Genomic DNA, 17,179 nt, shown 5'->3' on the forward strand with positions numbered 1-17,179 from the left:
CTCGCCGCCGGTATAGCCGACACGCGTCGAGATGACCCCGTTATAGCGGCGGATGAGGTCCTGCATGCCCCAGAAACAACCGCCGGCGAGAACTGCACGTTCCGTAGTCATCGGATATCCTCCACTTGATCGAGATAGGCACCATAGCCCTCAGCCTCCATCCTGTCGCGATGCACGAAGCGAAGAGAGGCAGAGTTGATGCAATAGCGCAAACCGCCGCGGTCCATCGGCCCGTCTGGGAAAACATGGCCTAGATGGCTGTCGCCATGGATAGAGCGCACTTCGGTGCGCAGCATGCCATGCGAGAGGTCGGTAAGCTCGTTGATATTCGCGGTTTCGATAGGCTTGGTGAAACTCGGCCAGCCGCAGCCTGAATCAAACTTGTCCGAAGAGGCAAACAACGGCTCGCCCGATACGATATCAACGTAGATGCCCGGCTGTTTGTTGTTGAGATATTCACCCGTGCCTGGACGCTCGGTACCGCTTTGCTGCGTCACACGGTACTGCTCCGGAGTCAGCTTCGCTATAGCCTCGGAAGTCTTGCTGTAGTTCTGCATTCCTGTTCTCCTTGCCCTTGGACGCAAATGTCGAACTCAACCAGGGACTACGAGAGAACACTGGCAATCGTTACTGATATTGAGCTCGATGAGCGTCGCGGGAGTGGTTGCGAGCGAAATATAGGTATCCGGCAACCGATTTGCCATATCCCACACGGCGGCGTGATGCATCACGCCTAAAGCTCGTCGCGATCTCCAGGATTCGCTCCCACGCTTTCGCTCTTTGTTTTGTGCATGTCGTTTTCGCAAAAACCGCAGCACACTTTTTGCGCGACATGCATTAGGCAATCAATCATCCCAGTCGCAGGCCGAGGCATAGATCGTCGCCACAGCCTCGATGCCGGCCTGGTCGTCGCTGTCGAAGCGGCCGGCGAGCGGGCTGTCCAGATCGATGACGCCGAAAACATGGCCGTCGCGAAACAGCGGCACCACCAGTTCCGAACGGGAGGCGGCATCGCAGGCGATATGGCCTGGGAAAGTGTGCACGTCCTCGACCAGGATCGAATGCGCCTTCTCGATCGCCGTGCCGCACACGCCGCGGCCGACCGCGATACGGACGCAGGCCGGCTTGCCCTGGAACGGTCCCAGCACGAGCTCGTCATCCGACTGCAGGAAGTAAAAGCCGGCCCAGTTGAGGTCCGGCAGCATCTGGTAGATCAGCGCCGACGTATTGGCGGCGTTGGCGATCGGATCAGTCTCGCCATCGAGCAACGCCTGCAATTGGCCGGCGAGCTCACGATAGAAATCGGGCTTGTTGTCGTGTTGGATCGTCTTTTCCAGAAACATTGGATCGTTGCCTTTCGATTATGTCATGATCGGCCGGTTTGTTTCAGTCCTTATCGTCCGGCGGACAGGGCCAGCCCTCCGGCATTTTCAACCCGGCAGGCAGCACGGTCGACTTGTCGCCGCAGGCGAGACTGATTTGCTGCTGCGTCAAGCCGGTCGCGGCCGATAGATCGAGCCCTTCGATACGGGTCAGAAACATGAAAGCGCCGTCGAAGGCGACCGGACCTTTTATCGTCGCGCCGCTCAAAGTGGCACGGGACAGGTTGGCGAGAGAAAAATTGACCCCCGTCAATACCGCCTTTTCGAAATCGGCGCGGCCAAGCTCGGCCTTCTGAAAATCCGCGTTGGCAAGCTGCGCGCCGCCGAATTCGGCCCGTTGCAGTTCGGCACTGACAAATCTGGCGCCGGTGGCCAAGATGTTGGTGAAATCGGAACGGTATGCTTCGATCCTCGAGAAATTCGCCGCCTCGGCCCGCGCATTCTTCAACCATGTGCGCACTAGCGTTGCCTTCTCAAGATTTGCCAATGTGAGATTGGCGTTGCTGAGATCGGTGCTGTCGAAATGAACGCCGGCAAGATTGGCCCCGTGCAGATCACTGCCCTGCAGCATGATATTGGTTTTGCTGCATTCGCTCCAATTCAGGCCGGGCCGGGCAACATCGCCGCAATCTGCCGCCTGCACGCGATCGTGAGCGCCGGATGCGAGCAGGATTGCCACGACCAGTGCCAGCCCGGAAAGACCGGCAGCCGCAGCCTCCCCGATGGCTGCAAAACAACTCCGAGCCGAACTGCCGGCATTTTGTCCCCGCCAAGACCGCATTCTCATCCCTCGCTTCGCTTTTCCAAGCGGGCGCCTCGTCTCGACATCGAGAGAGTCATCCCGTTCCAACTTTGTATATAGTGTTTCCCACAACGAAAAAGCGACCATGCCGTAAAAGGATATCGCGCATCAGCCGCCATGACCAGATTGCTGCATCGGAAGAAGGCCGAGAGCGGAGGCGGAGCCGGTTAAGACCGATAGAAAATGGCATGTCGATGGCGCGTGAATTGCGAAGTCCAGCAAGGATAGTCGAGCCCTCGGGCACTTCCTTCGCGAGCCATGACCGAAGCCGGCAGGCGTTGTGTCGATACCCCGGAAAAGAAGCGGCCTGGCCGAGGGAAACGGCCAGGCCACCGTAGCGCAGATTGGAGGTCAATCTAATCTAGCACGCTAACGGTAAGCTTGACTTAGTATTTGTCAACAGCGATTTGATGGTACTTTTTGGCGCGGGTGGTTGCGACGTAGTCGCAGGCTTCATGCGATGGATTCGAGACATTGTCTCCGATCCAAAACGGCACAAGATTGGTGGATATTAATCAGAGGTTATCCAGCTGCACGGCTACCGTTGGATCATTTTGGCGAGAGCCGGTTAGTTGCCCGCGCTGTCGTACTCACCCCTTAACGACAGCCGGGAGTTTCGGTGGGCGGGCCCACAAGGTGGCCGAAACTCCCGTCATCCCCTGAAGAGTAGATTGGCGAAATTGCGAGAACTCGTCAGCTCTGCGCGGCTGCAACCTTACGGCCACGCCGAAAACGTATTCGCCGATCACTTCCCACCCCGACATCGCGGTAACTCAAGCCGGCGTCGATATGGAGCCGGCAGCTGCACCTGGCGAGCTTTTGATTCATTCCGGTTGAGGCAGGAAAAGGTGGATGATTTCGCGGCCGATCGGCGACGGTGTCGGTTCAGTTCGGTCACATCTGGGGCCGTCGAAGAGCCGCCTAGATTTTTGAGATGCTCTGCGAGAATTAGAGGCTCGCAGCTGCCGCCTCATACAGGGTCTTGCCCTTTGCAAGGTCATCTTCCTGATCCCGGGCTTTGACGAGGTGAACCAGGCTGTCTTGGATTGAAGCAAGCGCGTCCATTGCCTTGTCATCGGTTCCGAGACTTGGAACGACCTTACGCCGCAGGTCCACCAACCTTTGCAACGCGGCGTCAATATCATCAACGTACTGATTGCTCATATCTGGCCCTCCACCTGAAGTAAGACTATGGCACGCGAACGATCTTGCGTCCACTCAACCATAGATAAGCAAATGTAATTAGCGAAAGTGAACCGCTGCCGCTGGCCGCTCAAAGAAATGATAAATCTTCGCCGCATTCATTACCCGACAAAACCGGGACTTGAGGCAACGCAAGAAAAAAGCCCGCAAAGCGGGCTTTTCGGCTGGTCGGAGTGGAGTGATTCGAACACTCGACCCCCACGTCCCGAACGTGGTGCGCTACCAGACTGCGCTACACTCCGTGACCAGCGGCGCCTCTATAGACCAGCCATTTTTGAAGCACAAGCTCCAAAATCAAAAAAACCGTTTGATTCTTGACGAAAAAATTACAGGGGCAATTGCCCAGAAAATCGGCACGAAAATGGGTGTCGAACCGGCCGAAGTGCATAAGGCGCAACACATTTAGCAAAATCCCACTTGTACACGCCGATGGGAATTTTCTTTTGCCGGCTTTGGCGGTAAAGCCCTTAGCGGGACAGGCGGAAATGTCCGTGGGACAGCGGCTTTCCGCGGCCGAATGCGAGACAGAAGCTCAAGGACGATACGATGAATATCCGCATGATCACTGCGGCGGGGCTGTTGCTGGCCCTTGCCGGCTGCACAACCACAACCGTGGCTCTTCCGACGATTGCGAGCAATCCGGTTCAGGACCGCTGGGAAGGCCAGTCGGCTGGCCGTTTCTTCGCCTCTTTCGGCCCGCCGATCGCTGATCGCGACGAAGGCGGCAACCGCGTCTACACCTGGCGCGGCGGCTACAAGACGGTCACGGTCACCAATAAGAACGGCGAAAAGAAGGGCAAGCTCTATCTCAGCTGCAAGGCCGACATCGTCACCAACCAGAGCTATGTCATCCGCGCGGTCCACATCCTCAACGACCAGCCCGGCGTCAACGGCTCCTCCTACTGCGCCGAACTGCTGGCGCCACCGGAAAAGGCGAGCTGAGTTTCTCGGGCTTTATCGGGGACGGGATATCGCAGGCGGCCGGGAAGGGTCGCCTGTTTTTGTTTGAATATTCTGATGCATTCAAGCCAGTTCGACTTAGGTCGCTACCGACGACGCCGGTAAAGATCGGCGGACTTTTCATTGTTCGCTTATCGCATGTATGGTGTCGTGCATCTACCTCGCCAGGCATCCGCACTGCCGGGAATGCAGCAAGAACGGACTTACTCGGGCCGCGACCGTCGTTGACCACATGACCAGCTTGAAACCGCGTCCCTGCTCATAGGCACCGGCCTTGTGCGCGGCTGGAAACCAAAATTCCAGCGGGAGACATGACCGTGAAGCATCGTCGCGGCATCGATCTAACCCCGCGGTTCCCGCCCGCCGACTACCGGGAGCATGATGGCCAGCAATACGAGACGCTGAAATCACTTCGCGAATGGGAAGTGCTCGGCGCGCGGTGCGGGAAGTGCGGACGCGTCTCATGGCTCGATAAGCGGGCCGTCGAGCGGGAATGGGGGAATCAATACCTCATGAATCTTCGCGACAAGCTCAAGTGTGAGTGCGGCAACAAGGAAGGCAACCGTTGGCCGGGGTTGAAGGGCTACGGAAGCACATTCAGATGGTGCTGAGGGTCTTCACCAACTCTAATCCAATAGATTCGTTTCGCAATCTCATTGCATGTCGTGAAGAATCTCGTGCGTGGATGTTTTATATCAGTTGCCTCGGCCAGCCGGTCATTTGAGACCTTCTCCAACATGTTGCTATTGAGAAAAACGCCCGGTTCATCAGGTAAACATAAATGGCCGCACGCTACCGCCACTACCTCTGTTTCGAAGGTGACAGGGAGGCGTGAATGAGCAAACACATTCCTTAATGTGCGAATGATTGTTAGATCATGCTTTGTCTTAGTGCCGATGAGTTTCAGCGAAAACGCCATCGCTATCTTATTCGAAAACGTTCCCATAGGACCATTAAACTCAAAAAGGGCGCTAACGCCTTCTTCGCGCATCTCGCGCTTTAATAGGTGCTCTAACGACTTCTCGACGAGTGCCGTGAGAACTACCGCCGCGCCTCTGTCCGGGCCGTTGAAAAGTTCTGTCTCGATTGCCTCTAAGTGTTCTTGGCTTGGGTTTCCCTGCCCGTAGGCTCTAAGCTTAGCAAGATAAGGTAGATCGCCCATGCGTTAGTATGATTACTCCGCAATCTTCGTGACTCGATTAAACCTAGGGCAAACCAGCAACGTAGAAAGTGCACGTCTGCCCGAAATCGACGACAACCCAACACTGATAGTCATCCCCAGGGGCTGACGCGATGTTCCGGGTTTATGTACCGGAAATGCGTTCCGGTTTCAGACATTCTAATTTACTCTAAGTATTTGTTTTAATTAATAAAACAGCTGTGGCTGGGGCGCCTGGATTCGAACCAGGGGATGGCGGTACCAAAAACCGCTGCCTTACCGCTTGGCTACGCCCCACCGTGCAACATGGCGACCATTCGCGCCAAATCGGCGTCTGATTAGCAAAGGTCGCATCCAGTCACAATCATTAAGTTATGCGTGAGCGCATATTTCTGTGTGCTTCCAGCGGGGCTATGATAGGGCTTGTCGTCCCGAAATCCACTCCGGAGACCCGATGAGCCAGTATCGTGCCCGCCTTCCGGCCGTCCCGTCGGTGCTTGTCGACGACGCTGTGGTGCGCATTACTCGCTGGGATTTCGAGCCGGGTGCCGATACGGGGCATCATGTCCATGGCCTCGGCTATGTCGTGGTGCCGATGACGGATTGCCAGTTCCTGATCGAGGAAGGGCCGGAAAGCCGGCGCGTCGACCTCGCCAAGGGCGCGGCCTACAGGCGCGATGCCGGCGTCGAGCATAATGTGGTCAATGCCGGGACCGAATCGATGTCTTTCATTGAAATTGAATACAAACGATGAGCGTTCCAGAATTCGACCTTGCCTTCGACCCCGCCTACGGCCGCGCCGTCCCCATCGCGCCCGGCGTCGAGCGAATGACGGTCAACAATCCCAGTGCTTTCACCTTCCACGGCACCAACAGCTATATCGTCGGCGGCGCGTCCGTGGCGGTGATCGACCCCGGTCCGGAGAATGACGCGCATTTTGCGGCTCTGATGGCGGCGCTGAAGGGGCGCGAGGTGACGCATATTTTTGTCAGCCATACCCATCGCGACCACTCGCCGCTCGCCAAGCGGCTGAAGGAGGCGACGGGCGCCTTGACGGTCGGCGAAGGACCGCACCGCGCGGCGCGGCCACTGCACGAAGGCGAGGTCAATCTCTTCGCCGAAAGCTCGGACATGGGCTTCCTGCCGGATATCACGCTTGCCGATGGCGAAAGCGTCTCGGGAGACGGTTGGGAACTGACTACGCTTCTGACACCCGGCCATACGGCCAATCACGCGTGTTTTGCGCTGGAGGGTAGCGGCATCGTCTTTTCCGCCGATCATGTCATGGCCTGGGCAACGACGATCGTCGCGCCGCCTGACGGTTCCATGGCCGACTATATGGCTTCGCTGGATCGGTTGCTCGCCCGCGACGACCGCCTGTTCTTTCCCGGCCATGGCGGGCCGGTGAAGGAGCCGGCCTCCTTCATGCGCGGGCTTAGAACGCACAGGCGCATGCGCGAACGCGCTGTGCTGGAGCGCATCAAGGCCGGCGACCGACTGATATCAGACATGGTGAAAGCCATCTACCGCGACACGGACCCGCGCCTGCATGGCGCCGCCGCATTGTCGGTGCTGGCGCATCTGGAAGATCTGGTGGAGAAAGGCCAGGTGGAGACAGACGGGCCGCCCGCGCTGTTCGGGGCCTACCGGCCCGCCTAGAGCGGCTCAGCTTTTCACGGAGTCTTAGAGCCGCTCTAGCTTTTTGTTTTTCCGCAATTCCGGACGGAAAACCGCTGCACACTTTTCCTGGAATTGCTCTGAGCTACTTCAGCTCCCCGCGATACCCAGGAGTTCGGCGTCCAACGCTTTCAAATAGCTTTCGGCTATGTTGGCGCTGATGCCGAGATCGTCCTGGCCGTAGCGGGAAGCGACGCGGACGTCGACAAGCGTCGTCTCCTCCTCCTCACGCAGGCGGATCAACACATCGAAGTGCAGGCCGAGAATGCGGGTGCGGGTCTCGCCCTGCAGGACGACGTCGGAGTTATGGCGAATGAGGTCAGCCACGTCGTCGCGGAAGGGACGTGGCGTCGGCACGGGAACGACATCGGGCATGTCGGTCACCGCCGTATCGTCCGGAGCCGGGCTCGGATGCCGCTGCGGCGAACGACGCTTCGGCTTTTCGTCGCTGTTCGGATCGATGACATCGGCGCCTTCGGCGTTGACGATGGTGACGTGGCTGTCCTTGGCGACCTTGCGCACCGCCTCCAGCACGCGGTCGACAGCGCCCTCATAGCGACGACTGGTCAGCACTGGATAGGCGGCGGATTGCGCCTCACGGTCCTGCGTTGTCACAAAATGCCTTGCCGGCAGCCAAATCTGTTTGGCCTCCGGCGGCGCCAGCCATTCCGGCGCGTCAACGAGATCCGTCGAGACATCGTAGATGGGGGGCCGTGTCCAATAACGCTCCACGCCGATACCGACGATTACCAGAGGCAGAGCGGCGTAAATCAGCGCCTTGACGGAGGAAACGCCACCGATGGCAGCAACCCGCCAGAGCTGCGTGAGGCCAACGACGGCAAGGGTTACTGCCAGCGCGGCAAAGCCGGCGGAAATCAGCATCAGCAGGACGAAATAGGGCGTTTCCAGCGGCCCAAATCGATGGCCGACCAAAACGACCCCACAGAGCACCAGCGCAAAGGACGCGATCAAGCGAGCGGCGCGTGCTGCATGCGAAACGGGACGGTCGAAGCGAATGGTCATCAAAAGCTCGTCGGCGCGTCGGATCGGAAGGCGGATGCTACCCGATCCCGAGGATCGAACCCATGTTTAGAACAACAAATGGCGAAAATAAATGAGATGTCGGTGCAGACGATTAACGCCCGGCTGCATGTGCATTTCTGGGCTGCCGACGCAAAAACGTGAGTACTTGCTTAAATTCTGAAAAAGGGTCATGCTTTTTAGTGGTTTACCGAGGCCATGAAAGGACTTGAGGAGATGGAAACGATCCAGTCGCCGGACATCGCCGCCAAGCCGTTGCCTGCAGCGGCGGGCAAGATCGCCGATGCCGCCGATCCTGCCCTGCCGCTCGAACTCTTGGAGCTGGAATTGTCGCTCGAAGGTTTTTCCGGTGGAGAGCCGGCCTTTTGCGAGGCAGTCCGGGACGCCGCCCGGGCCGCGCATGGCGAATTCCTGTTCGATCTCCCAGCCACGGGCTTGATTGCGGATTGCCGCCGGATTGCCGTTCTGCGAATCCCTGAGGACGGCGAGGCCGTGCGCGTCATCTTCGCGGCGCTCGATGAAGACGGCGCGGAAATCCGCCTGCTGCAGCCGGATGAGGAAACCGAGCCGCTGCTTCGTTTCACCGACGCCTTCGTCGATCTGCTGCAACGCTTGCCGGCCAGGCAGCGCGACGACGCTTGAGAGGCTTTTTTTGTTCTTTCGCACTTGATGAGTTGGCGGCATTACATCTTTCGCCCCTCACCGAGGGGGATTATAATTTCTACGTGCATATTCGTGCCGAGGATATCAAGTCATGCGTATTTTTCCCGCACTCTCTCTCATTGTCGTAGCACTGGTCTTATCCGCCTGTCAGACGGCGGAGGAGATTCGCGCGGCGGATGAAGCGAGATGCAGCAGCTACGGCTTCCGGCGCGGCACCGAGAATTTCGCCAACTGCCTGATGAACCAGGACCTGAGCCGGCGGGCGGATCAGCGCGCCTTCATGGAAAGCAATGATGATTTCTTCTGGGGACCGCCCTATGTGGTCGGACCGGGATATCATCGCTATTATCACCGCTGGCACTGATCAGTTCGCCTCTTCCGGCGACACCCTTCCCCGCGACGAATGTTATGCCTTGCCTCTGATGGCCGCCTGCGCCGCCGCAAGCCTTGCGATCGGCACGCGGAAAGGTGAGCAGGAGACATAGTCCAGCCCGATCTCCTCGCAAAAATGGATCGAGGCCGGATCGCCGCCATGTTCGCCGCAGATGCCGAGTTTCATGTCGTTGCGCGTACGGCGGCCGCGTTCGGCGGCGATGCGAATTAGCTCTCCGACGCCGTCGAAATCGAGGGAGATGAAGGGATCATGCTCTATGATCCCCTTTCGCTGATAGGTTGGAATGAAGGCGGCGGCATCGTCGCGCGACATGCCGAAGGTGGTTTGCGTCAGGTCGTTGGTGCCGAAGGAGAAGAACTCGGCCGCCTCGGCGATGATATGGGCGCGAAGGGCGGCTCGTGGCAGTTCGATCATCGTGCCGACGAGATAGTCGATCTTCATCTTGGCTTCCGTCATGACGGCGCGGGCCACCTCGTCGATACGTGCCTTGACGTAATCGAGCTCCGAGCGCAGGCCGACCAGAGGCACCATGATCTCCGGCACGACCGCGGCACCCGTCTCCTTTGCCGCCGAGACCGCCGCTTCGAAGATAGCGCGAGCCTGCATCTCGACGATTTCGGGATAGGAGATTGCCAGACGGCAGCCGCGATGGCCGAGCATGGGATTGAACTCATGCAGCGCATCGACGCGCTGGCGCAACATGGCCGGCTCCATGCCCATGATGCCTGCGACTTCGGCGATCTCCTCATCGGTCTTCGGCAGGAATTCGTGCAATGGCGGGTCCAGCAGGCGGATGGTCACCGGCAGGCCGTGCATGATAGTGAACATGCCGGTAAAATCGAGCCGCTGCATCGGCAAGAGCTTGGCGAGTGCCGCGCGGCGCCCCTCCTCGCCCTCCGCGAGGATCATCTCGCGCATGACATGGATGCGGTCTCCCTCGAAGAACATATGCTCGGTGCGGCAAAGGCCGATGCCTTCGGCACCGAAAGAGCGAGCCGCCCGAGCGTCCGCCGGCGTATCCGCATTCGTGCGCACCGTCATGCGGCGCGAACGATCGGCCCAAGCCATGATGCGACCGAAATCGCCGGACAGTTCCGGCTGGATCATCGGCACTTCACCCTTCAGCACCTGACCGGTGGAACCGTCGATGGTGATGACATCACCCTTTTTCAGGGTGACGCCAATACCGATCAGCTTTTCGTTGCGCATGTCGATGCGCATGGTGCCAGCGCCGACGACGCAGGGAATGCCCATGCCGCGGGCGACCACCGCCGCGTGGCTGGTCATGCCGCCGCGCGTGGTGAGAATCCCCTCGGCGGCATGCATGCCGTGAATATCCTCCGGGCTCGTCTCTATGCGTACGAGAATGACCTTGCGGCCTTCCTCTTCGGCAATGATCGCCTCCTCGGCGGTGAAGACCACCTCCCCGATGGCCGCGCCCGGCGAGGCCGGCAAGCCGGAGCCGATAACGTCTCGGCGCACGCGCGGATCGATCGTCGGATGGAGAAGCTGATCGAGCGTTGCCGGCTCAATGCGGGAGACGGCCTCGTCCTCGGTAATCAGGCCCTCCTCGACCATGTCGACTGCGATCTTCATCGCCGCCTTGGTGGTGCGCTTGCCGGCGCGGGTCTGAAGCATCCAGAGCTTGCCGCGCTCGATGGTGAATTCCAGATCCTGCATATCGCGGTAATGCGCTTCGAGTTCGCTGCAGATGCGGCGGAATTCGGCAAAGGCTTCCGGCATCACCTTTTCCATCGACGGCCGGTCGTAGCCGGAGGCGATGCGGGCCGCCTCGGTGATGCTTTGTGGCGTGCGAATACCCGCGACGACGTCTTCCCCCTGGGCGTTGACGAGGAATTCGCCATAGAGCTCTTTTTCGCCGGTCGAAGGATTGCGCGTGAATGCGACGCCGGTGGCGGACGAATTGCCGAGATTGCCGAAGACCATGGCCTGGATATTGACCGCCGTACCCCAGGCTTCGGGAATGTTGTGCAAATGGCGATAGGTGACGGCGCGCGGGTTCATCCAGCTCGAAAACACCGCGCCGACAGCGCCCCAAAGCTGCACTTCCGGCTCCTGCGGGAAGGCATCGCCTAGCTCCTCCTTGATGACGTCCTTGTAAAGCGAGACAACATGCTGCCACTCAACGGCGGAAAGATCAGTATCGAACTCATGACCGAGACGGGCCTTCTCATCCTCGAGGATCTCCTCGAAAACCTCGTTGTCGAGACCCATGACGACATCGGCATACATCTGGATGAAGCGACGGTAGCTGTCCCACGCGAAACGCGCATCGCCGGCATCATGACCGAGCGCCTGCACGGTATCGTCGTTGAGGCCGAGATTGAGGACGGTATCCATCATGCCTGGCATGGAGGCCCGTCCACCGGAGCGCACGGAGACAAGCAGCGGCCGAACGGTATCGCCGAACTTCCGTCCGGTGATTTCCTCCATCTGCTTCAGTCCTTGCATCACCTGGAGTTTCAGGTCTTCGGGAACCTTGCGGCCGTTCTTGTAATAGAAAGCACAAGCGTCGCAGACGATCGTCAAGCCAGGCGGAACCGGCAGACCGAGGCTGCACATTTCGGCAAGATTAGCACCCTTCCCCCCGAGCCGCTCATAATCCCTGGCGCGACCGTCGGCCTTTCCATTGCCGAATGTATAAACCCACTTCGTCATTTTCCCCCGTCCAACTCCCACGGTTGAACTTAATTCATTGAGGTGGAAATGAAAATCGACAAATGCGGCAAAATGTTGCGTCGCACAATAAATATGGAATCGTAGTGTTAAAAACCGTGTTCGCTACAGGGAATCCGTGAAGCGTCACCTGGAGGAAATGGCCATGAACGCTGCACACGGCATCGCATGAAAAATCCATCGATCACAACCTAAAGACCCAGGTGATTAAGCCTCCGCCTCCCGCCGGGCCAGAATCTTGTCGATCCGCATACCGTCCAAGTCGACGATTTCGAAGTGCCAGCCATCGAACGTAAAGCTCTCGCCGACCTCCGGAATGTGACCGAGTTGGTAAAGCGCAAAGCCGGCCAGGGTGTGAAAATTGCCGGTTTCCTCGCCCTCACGCAGCCCGAGCCTTGCGAAGGCGTCATAGGCGGGCATCATGCCTTCCATGAGCAGTGAGCCGTCGGCGCGCTCGACGATATCCGGTCCTTCGTTCTCCAAATCCGGTAGATCACCGGCGATCGCTTCCAGCAGGTCCGTCTGCGTGACGATGCCCTCCAGGCTGCCATATTCATCGATGACCATGGCGAGACGAACGGGCGCGCGCTTGAAACTCTCAAGCACTTTGAACACGGCCGTCGCTTCATGAACGATAAGAGGCTGACGCATGACCGCGATCGGATCGAGTGGCTGGCCGTTCAGGAGCTGATCGAGAATATCCCTCTTCAGGATCATGCCGATCGGTTCGTCTATCGTCCCGCGACCCACCAGAAGCTGCTCGAAACGGCTTTCGCGAATGGCCTTCAGCATCTCCTCAGATGTGTCCTCGGCGTCGATCCAATCGACCTCCAGCCTCGGCGTCATGATATCGGAGACATCGCGATCGCCGATGTTGAAGACACGTTCGACCAGCTCCTGCTGCGCCTGTTCCAGCAAGCCCGCCTCCTGGCTTTCGGCAACAAGCAGCTTGATTTCCGCGGGGGAATGCAGAGAGCCTTCGCCGGCGCCCGGCCGCAGGCCGAAGAGGCGCACAACCATATTGCCAAGGCCGTTCAACACAAAGATCGCCGGGCGAAGCAGAAACAGGAACAGGCCCAGCGGACGCACGACACCCAGGGCGGTGCCTTCGCTGCGCTGCAATGCCAGGCTCTTCGGCGCAAGTTCGCCGAGAACGATATGCAGGGCCGTGATGATAATGAAGGAAATCGCGACGGCCACCGCATGCGATCCCGCAGCGGCCAAGGAGCCGGGCAGAAAATCGAGAAGCGGCTCAACCAGATGGGCGAGCGCCGGTTCACCGACCCAACCGAGCGCGAGCGAAGATATGGTGATGCCGAGCTGGGTGGCCGCGAGATTGGCGTCGAGATTGTCGACTGCCCGTTGCAGGGCCGCGGCGTTCATCCGCCGTTCGGCTACGAGCTCGGCCACACGGCTGCGCCGGACGGAGACGAGCGAAAACTCAGCGGCAACGAAGAATCCATTGGCGGCGACGAGAAAAAACACGGCGAATATTCCGAGGACATCGAAAATACTGCCATCATATCCAGACATGCTTCCCTTCCGGGCGGATTAGCGCCACGTATTATTGATCAAAAAGAAATCTAACACGCTTTCCGGCTGTGCGGCAGCCGAAGCAGCAATTTCTTGTCGATATGGGAATGGTTTTTCTCTTTTCCAATCGGAAAGAGGCGTCTCAGGCGATCTCCCGCAGTTGCTCCGCAGTCTGCAGGTCGACGGACACAAGCTGGGAAACGCCCTGTTCGGCCATGGTCACGCCGAAGAGGCGATCCATGCGGGCCATGGTGATGGGGTTGTGGGTAATGACCACGAAACGTGTCTCGGTCGAGGCGGCCATCTCGTCCATGAGATTGCAATAGCGTTCGACATTATGGTCGTCGAGCGGCGCGTCCACCTCGTCCAGCACGCAGATCGGGGCCGGATTTGTAAGGAAGACAGCAAAGATCAGCGCCATAGCCGTCAGCGCCTGTTCGCCGCCGGACAGCAGCGTCATGGTCTGCGGCTTTTTACCCGGCGGGCGGGCGAGGATTTCGAGACCCGCCTCCAGCGGATCGTCTGATTCGATCAATTGCAGCTCGGCTGTGCCGCCACCGAAAAGATGGGTGAACAGCCGCTGGAACTGCACGTTGACGACGTCGAAAGCTGCAATCAGCCGCTCGCGGCCTTCCCGGTTGAGGCTTTGAATCGCGCCGCGTAGCTTACGGATCGCGTCGATGACATCGTCGCGCTCCTTGATCAAGGCCCGCAACCGCTCGGTCAGCTCCCGACTTTCCTCCTCGGCGCGCAGATTGACGGCACCGAGGCGCTCACGCTCGATCTTCAGCCGCTCCAGTTCGCGCTCCACTTCGCGCAAATCAGGAATAGTCTGTCCCGCAGACAAGCCGGCAAGCCGCAGCACCTCGTGCAGTTCGACATTCAGTGCCTGGCGGATGCGCAACTCGCTTTCCTGACGGCGCTCGCGGGCGGAAACCAGCCGCTCCTCGATGCGGCCGCGCTTTTCGCGGCTTTCCGCCAGTTCGGACAGCGCCATGGCGGCTTGACGATCGGCCTCGCGCTGAACGATTTCCGCCTCAACCAGGCGATCGGCCGCCGCGCGGCGCGCCTCCTCCGCCTTTTGCAATTCGTTCATCAGCGCGCGGCGCTTGTCATCGAATTCATCCGGGGCGAGATCCAGCTCGGCGGCTTCATCGCGCGCCTCTTCCTCGCGATCGCGCAGGGTCTGGATATGCTCTTCGGCACTGGCGGCGCGCTGGCGCCAACCGTCGCGCTCCTGCCGGATCGCCAGAATGCGGCGCTGCCGCGCTTCGTTTTCCCGATTCAGGCCTTCGTAACGGGCACGCGCCTCGGCGAGCGCGCCGCGATCCGTTGCGACTTCCGCCTGCTGGTCGCGCAGCTTGAGATCGATCGCCGTCAGATCCGGCGCATCCTCCAGTTCGATACGGGCATTTTCGTCCTGCACCGCCACCTCTTCCAACTGCGCCTGTAGCTGGCTGACGGCCTCCGTGATGACATCGCGACGACGGATGAGATCGCCTGAGGCGCGCTCTGCCATGGCCAATGCTTCGCGAGCCTCCGCGAGGTGGCGAGCGGCAAGCCGGCTGGTATCTCGAGCAACGACAAGGCGGCCTTCCTCGGCCCGGATCGCGTCGCCGGCAATCGCCAAACGCTCTTCGGCCTCAGCCAGGATATCGCGTGCCAGCTCGGCTTCGGCCTCAAGTTCGGCAAGACGATTTTTCTGTGCCAGCCGCAGGGCCGCCGCGCTGGGAGCGTCTGCCCCGGTCACATGCCCGTCCCAACGAAATACGGCACCGTCCTTCGTCACCAAACGCTGACCTGGCTTCAACACCGGCATGAGACGCATGGCGTCTTCCCTGGCGACAAGGCCGATCTGGCGCAGGCGTCGCGTCAATGCGGCTGGTGCGCCGACATGCGTAATCAGCGGCACGATGCCTTCCGGCAAGGCAGGATCGGTCGCGCCGCTGCCATTGTCGGACCAGTGGGCGGGCGCGTTCGGATCCAGCGGCGATTCCAGATCGTCGCCAAGGGCTGCGCCAAGCGCGGTCTCGAAGCCACGATCGACACGCACCTCTTCTGCAACGGGCGCGGATGTGCCCGAGGCGGCTCCCGCCGCAAGGATCTTCGAGATCGTGCGCGCCTCCGTTTCCAATTCATTCACCCGCGAGCGGGCTTGATCGACTGGCGTTCGCGATAAAGCTTCGGTCTCACGCGCCTTAACGAGGGCCGCTTCGACCAACTGGATCGCTGCTTCGGCATCGGCGACGACACTTTCGGCCGCTTCGACCATATCGCGCTTTTCGCCGGGGTCCGGCAGGGTGGCTATCTTTTCATCGATCGCAGCGAGCTCGCCGTTGGCCTCGTCCATCTGGCGTTCCAGCCGCATCTTGCGGTCGGCAAGATCCCGAATGGCGCGCTCGAGCTGATTGCGGGCGGCGGCGGTTTCGGCGCGCTCGGCGGTCAGTGCGGTAAAGATGCGCTCGCTATCGGCCAGCTTCGCGGCAGCTTCATCGAAAGCCTCGCGTGTTTCCTCGGCGAGCCGGCCGGAATCTGCGAGGACATCGGCGATGTCGACCTCTTCAGCGTCAAGTTTGGCGAGAATCTCGGCATTATCGGCAACGAGGCGCTCTTCACGGCGGATATCTTCAGCCAGTTGCGCCAAGCGCCGGATCAGCTCGTCGCGACGACGCAGGATACGGTTGGCGTCTTCTTCCAACTGAGTGCGCGCGATCTGCAGGCGCTGCAAGGCGGCAGCGGCCTTCGCCTCCCCTTCACGCAGCTCCGGCAGCTTGAAGCTGGCAATACCCTGTGTCTTCGCCGCCTCCATCTGTATCTGCGCCTTTTCGGCGACCAGCAGCGTCGCCTGCTTGAGCGCGTTGTCGGCTTCGGTCTCCGCCTCCTTGGCTTGCACCCAGTGGATATGCAGGAGCATGGCCTCGCGGGCACGGATATCGGCGGACAACATCTTGAACCGGTTGGCCTGCCGCGCCTGGCGCTTCAGGCTCTCGATCTGGCTCTCAAGCTGCGAGGTCACGTCGTCCAGACGCTCGAGATTGCCTTCGGCAGCGCGCAGACGCAGCTCCGCCTCATGCCGGCGCGAATGCAGGCCGGAAATGCCAGCCGCCTCTTCCAAAAGCTGGCGTCGGGCCTGTGGCTTGGCCTGGATCAGCTCGCCAATACGCCCCTGTCCGACCATCGACGGCGAACGCGCGCCGGTCGAGGCATCGGCGAACAGCAGTTGCACATCCTTGGCGCGGGCCTCCTTGCCGTTGATGCGATAAAGCGAGCCCTGCTCGCGCTCGATACGGCGGGTGACCTGGATTTCGTCGCTGTCGTTGAAGGCGGCGGGTGCCGTGCGGTCGCTGTTGTCCAGATAAAGGCCGACTTCTGCGGTATTGCGCGCCGGGCGATTGCCGGAACCGGAGAAGATGACATCATCCATGCCGGAGGCGCGCATGTTCTTGTAGGAATTCTCGCCCATCACCCAGCGCAGCGCTTCGACCAGATTGGACTTGCCGCAGCCGTTCGGGCCGACGACGCCGGTCAATCCGCGCTCAATGACGAATTCCGCCGGCTCCACAAAGGATTTGAAGCCGACGAGACGAAGCCTGTTGAACTTCATAAGCGCCACTCCCCTTCTCCGCGCCAGCGGGGGAAGGAAGAAACCCCTATCTTTTCAGGAGTGA

General features: G+C 59.9%; 16 protein-coding genes and 2 tRNA genes. 6 read left to right on the forward strand and 12 right to left on the reverse strand.

Annotated elements, in window-relative coordinates; genetic code table 11:
- From PY649_RS19115 to PY649_RS19140, 6 genes are all read right to left on the reverse strand, one after another.
- Nucleotides 1–111, reverse strand: a 111-nt coding sequence (locus PY649_RS19115) for a peptide-methionine (S)-S-oxide reductase (protein ID WP_285870337.1), incomplete at its 3' end; no start/stop codon positions are given.
- Nucleotides 108–557 carry a peptide-methionine (R)-S-oxide reductase MsrB gene (msrB, locus tag PY649_RS19120; protein ID WP_285870194.1) on the reverse strand — a complete coding sequence of 150 codons (450 nt, stop codon included), beginning with the start codon at nt 555–557 and terminating at the stop codon, nt 108–110. The genes PY649_RS19115 and msrB, both read right to left, overlap by 4 nt.
- 288 nt (nt 558–845) lie before the next feature.
- Nucleotides 846–1,343, reverse strand: coding sequence for a GAF domain-containing protein (locus tag PY649_RS19125; RefSeq protein ID WP_285870195.1), 498 nt, complete (start codon nt 1,341–1,343; stop codon nt 846–848).
- Nucleotides 1,344–1,386: 43 nt separating this feature from the next.
- Nucleotides 1,387–2,163: a pentapeptide repeat-containing protein gene (locus tag PY649_RS19130; RefSeq protein ID WP_285870196.1), complete on the reverse strand. Its 777-nt coding sequence runs from the start codon at nt 2,161–2,163 to the stop codon at nt 1,387–1,389.
- Between the two features lie 969 nt (nt 2,164–3,132).
- Entirely contained in the window at nt 3,133–3,348 is a 216-nt protein-coding gene (locus PY649_RS19135) for a hypothetical protein (RefSeq protein ID WP_285870197.1), read from the reverse strand.
- A gap of 204 nt (nt 3,349–3,552) precedes the next feature.
- Nucleotides 3,553–3,629 (reverse strand) — tRNA-Pro (locus tag PY649_RS19140).
- Nucleotides 3,630–3,933: 304 nt separating this feature from the next.
- Here PY649_RS19140 and PY649_RS19145 point away from each other — a divergent pair.
- Nucleotides 3,934–4,329 carry a hypothetical protein gene (locus PY649_RS19145; RefSeq protein ID WP_285870198.1) on the forward strand — a complete coding sequence of 132 codons (396 nt, stop codon included), beginning with the start codon at nt 3,934–3,936 and terminating at the stop codon, nt 4,327–4,329.
- A 329-nt stretch (nt 4,330–4,658) separates the two neighbouring features.
- The gene (locus tag PY649_RS19150; RefSeq protein WP_285870199.1) at nt 4,659–4,958 is read left to right on the forward strand and encodes a hypothetical protein; all 300 of its coding nucleotides are present in this window, start codon (nt 4,659–4,661) and stop codon (nt 4,956–4,958) included.
- Here PY649_RS19150 and PY649_RS19155 read toward each other — a convergent pair.
- Nucleotides 4,931–5,509 (reverse strand): hypothetical protein, encoded by a 579-nt coding sequence (locus PY649_RS19155; RefSeq protein WP_285870201.1) that lies wholly within the window; start codon nt 5,507–5,509, stop codon nt 4,931–4,933. The genes PY649_RS19150 and PY649_RS19155 overlap by 28 nt on opposite strands.
- Nucleotides 5,510–5,728: 219 nt before the next feature.
- A tRNA-Gln gene (locus tag PY649_RS19160) sits at nt 5,729–5,803 on the reverse strand.
- Between the two features lie 157 nt (nt 5,804–5,960).
- On the opposite strand from PY649_RS19160, the gene PY649_RS19165 reads away from it, so the two are divergent.
- A complete protein-coding gene (locus PY649_RS19165) occupies nt 5,961–6,260 on the forward strand; it encodes a cupin domain-containing protein (protein WP_285870202.1) in 300 nt (99 codons plus the stop codon).
- Nucleotides 6,257–7,165, forward strand: a complete 909-nt coding sequence (locus PY649_RS19170; protein ID WP_285870203.1) for an MBL fold metallo-hydrolase — start codon at nt 6,257–6,259, stop codon at nt 7,163–7,165. Before PY649_RS19165 ends, PY649_RS19170 begins: the two co-directional genes overlap by 4 nt.
- Nucleotides 7,166–7,273: 108 nt before the next feature.
- Here PY649_RS19170 and PY649_RS19175 read toward each other — a convergent pair whose 3' ends face one another.
- The gene (locus PY649_RS19175) at nt 7,274–8,206 is read right to left on the reverse strand and encodes a DUF1499 domain-containing protein (RefSeq protein ID WP_285870204.1); all 933 of its coding nucleotides are present in this window, start codon (nt 8,204–8,206) and stop codon (nt 7,274–7,276) included.
- Between the two features lie 243 nt (nt 8,207–8,449).
- On the opposite strand from PY649_RS19175, the gene PY649_RS19180 reads away from it, so the two are divergent.
- Both PY649_RS19180 and PY649_RS19185 read left to right on the forward strand, forming a co-directional pair.
- A complete protein-coding gene (locus tag PY649_RS19180; protein ID WP_285870338.1) occupies nt 8,450–8,866 on the forward strand; it encodes a hypothetical protein in 417 nt (138 codons plus the stop codon).
- Between the two features lie 112 nt (nt 8,867–8,978).
- On the forward strand, nt 8,979–9,251 hold the full coding sequence (locus PY649_RS19185; protein ID WP_285870205.1) for a hypothetical protein: 273 nt from the start codon (nt 8,979–8,981) through the stop codon (nt 9,249–9,251).
- Between the two features lie 42 nt (nt 9,252–9,293).
- Here the strand turns inward: PY649_RS19185 and ppdK are convergent, their stop codons facing one another.
- The 3 genes from ppdK to PY649_RS19200 all read right to left on the reverse strand — a co-directional run bounded on the left by ppdK (nt 9,294) and on the right by PY649_RS19200 (nt 17,115).
- Entirely contained in the window at nt 9,294–11,960 is a 2,667-nt protein-coding gene (ppdK, locus tag PY649_RS19190) for a pyruvate, phosphate dikinase (protein WP_285870206.1), read from the reverse strand.
- A gap of 225 nt (nt 11,961–12,185) precedes the next feature.
- Entirely contained in the window at nt 12,186–13,511 is a 1,326-nt protein-coding gene (locus tag PY649_RS19195) for a hemolysin family protein (protein ID WP_285870207.1), read from the reverse strand.
- A gap of 142 nt (nt 13,512–13,653) precedes the next feature.
- The gene (locus tag PY649_RS19200) at nt 13,654–17,115 is read right to left on the reverse strand and encodes a chromosome segregation SMC family protein (protein WP_285870208.1); all 3,462 of its coding nucleotides are present in this window, start codon (nt 17,113–17,115) and stop codon (nt 13,654–13,656) included.
- Between the last annotated feature and the right edge of the window lie 64 nt (nt 17,116–17,179).

Origin of the sequence: Rhizobium mayense (assembly GCF_030272705.1) — a bacterium.
In the GTDB taxonomy this organism is placed as follows: Bacteria; Pseudomonadota; Alphaproteobacteria; order Rhizobiales; family Rhizobiaceae; genus Rhizobium; species Rhizobium mayense.

Bases quoted from the DNA above. Each gene is read 5' to 3' on its own strand.
- PY649_RS19125 (WP_285870195.1), bottom strand. From the start codon at position 1,343: ATGTTTCTGGAAAAGACGATCCAACACGACAACAAGCCCGATTTCTAT.
- PY649_RS19130 (WP_285870196.1), bottom strand. From the start codon at position 2,163: ATGCGGTCTTGGCGGGGACAAAATGCCGGCAGTTCGGCTCGGAGTTGT.
- PY649_RS19165 (WP_285870202.1), top strand. From the start codon at position 5,961: ATGAGCCAGTATCGTGCCCGCCTTCCGGCCGTCCCGTCGGTGCTTGTC.
- PY649_RS19175 (WP_285870204.1), bottom strand. From the start codon at position 8,206: ATGACCATTCGCTTCGACCGTCCCGTTTCGCATGCAGCACGCGCCGCT.
- PY649_RS19150 (WP_285870199.1), top strand. From the start codon at position 4,659: ATGACCGTGAAGCATCGTCGCGGCATCGATCTAACCCCGCGGTTCCCG.
- PY649_RS19135 (WP_285870197.1), bottom strand. From the start codon at position 3,348: ATGAGCAATCAGTACGTTGATGATATTGACGCCGCGTTGCAAAGGTTG.
- PY649_RS19185 (WP_285870205.1), top strand. From the start codon at position 8,979: ATGCGTATTTTTCCCGCACTCTCTCTCATTGTCGTAGCACTGGTCTTA.
- msrB (WP_285870194.1), bottom strand. From the start codon at position 557: ATGCAGAACTACAGCAAGACTTCCGAGGCTATAGCGAAGCTGACTCCG.
- ppdK (WP_285870206.1), bottom strand. From the start codon at position 11,960: ATGACGAAGTGGGTTTATACATTCGGCAATGGAAAGGCCGACGGTCGC.
- PY649_RS19195 (WP_285870207.1), bottom strand. From the start codon at position 13,511: ATGTCTGGATATGATGGCAGTATTTTCGATGTCCTCGGAATATTCGCC.
- PY649_RS19155 (WP_285870201.1), bottom strand. From the start codon at position 5,509: ATGGGCGATCTACCTTATCTTGCTAAGCTTAGAGCCTACGGGCAGGGA.
- PY649_RS19145 (WP_285870198.1), top strand. From the start codon at position 3,934: ATGAATATCCGCATGATCACTGCGGCGGGGCTGTTGCTGGCCCTTGCC.
- PY649_RS19200 (WP_285870208.1), bottom strand. From the start codon at position 17,115: ATGAAGTTCAACAGGCTTCGTCTCGTCGGCTTCAAATCCTTTGTGGAG.
- PY649_RS19170 (WP_285870203.1), top strand. From the start codon at position 6,257: ATGAGCGTTCCAGAATTCGACCTTGCCTTCGACCCCGCCTACGGCCGC.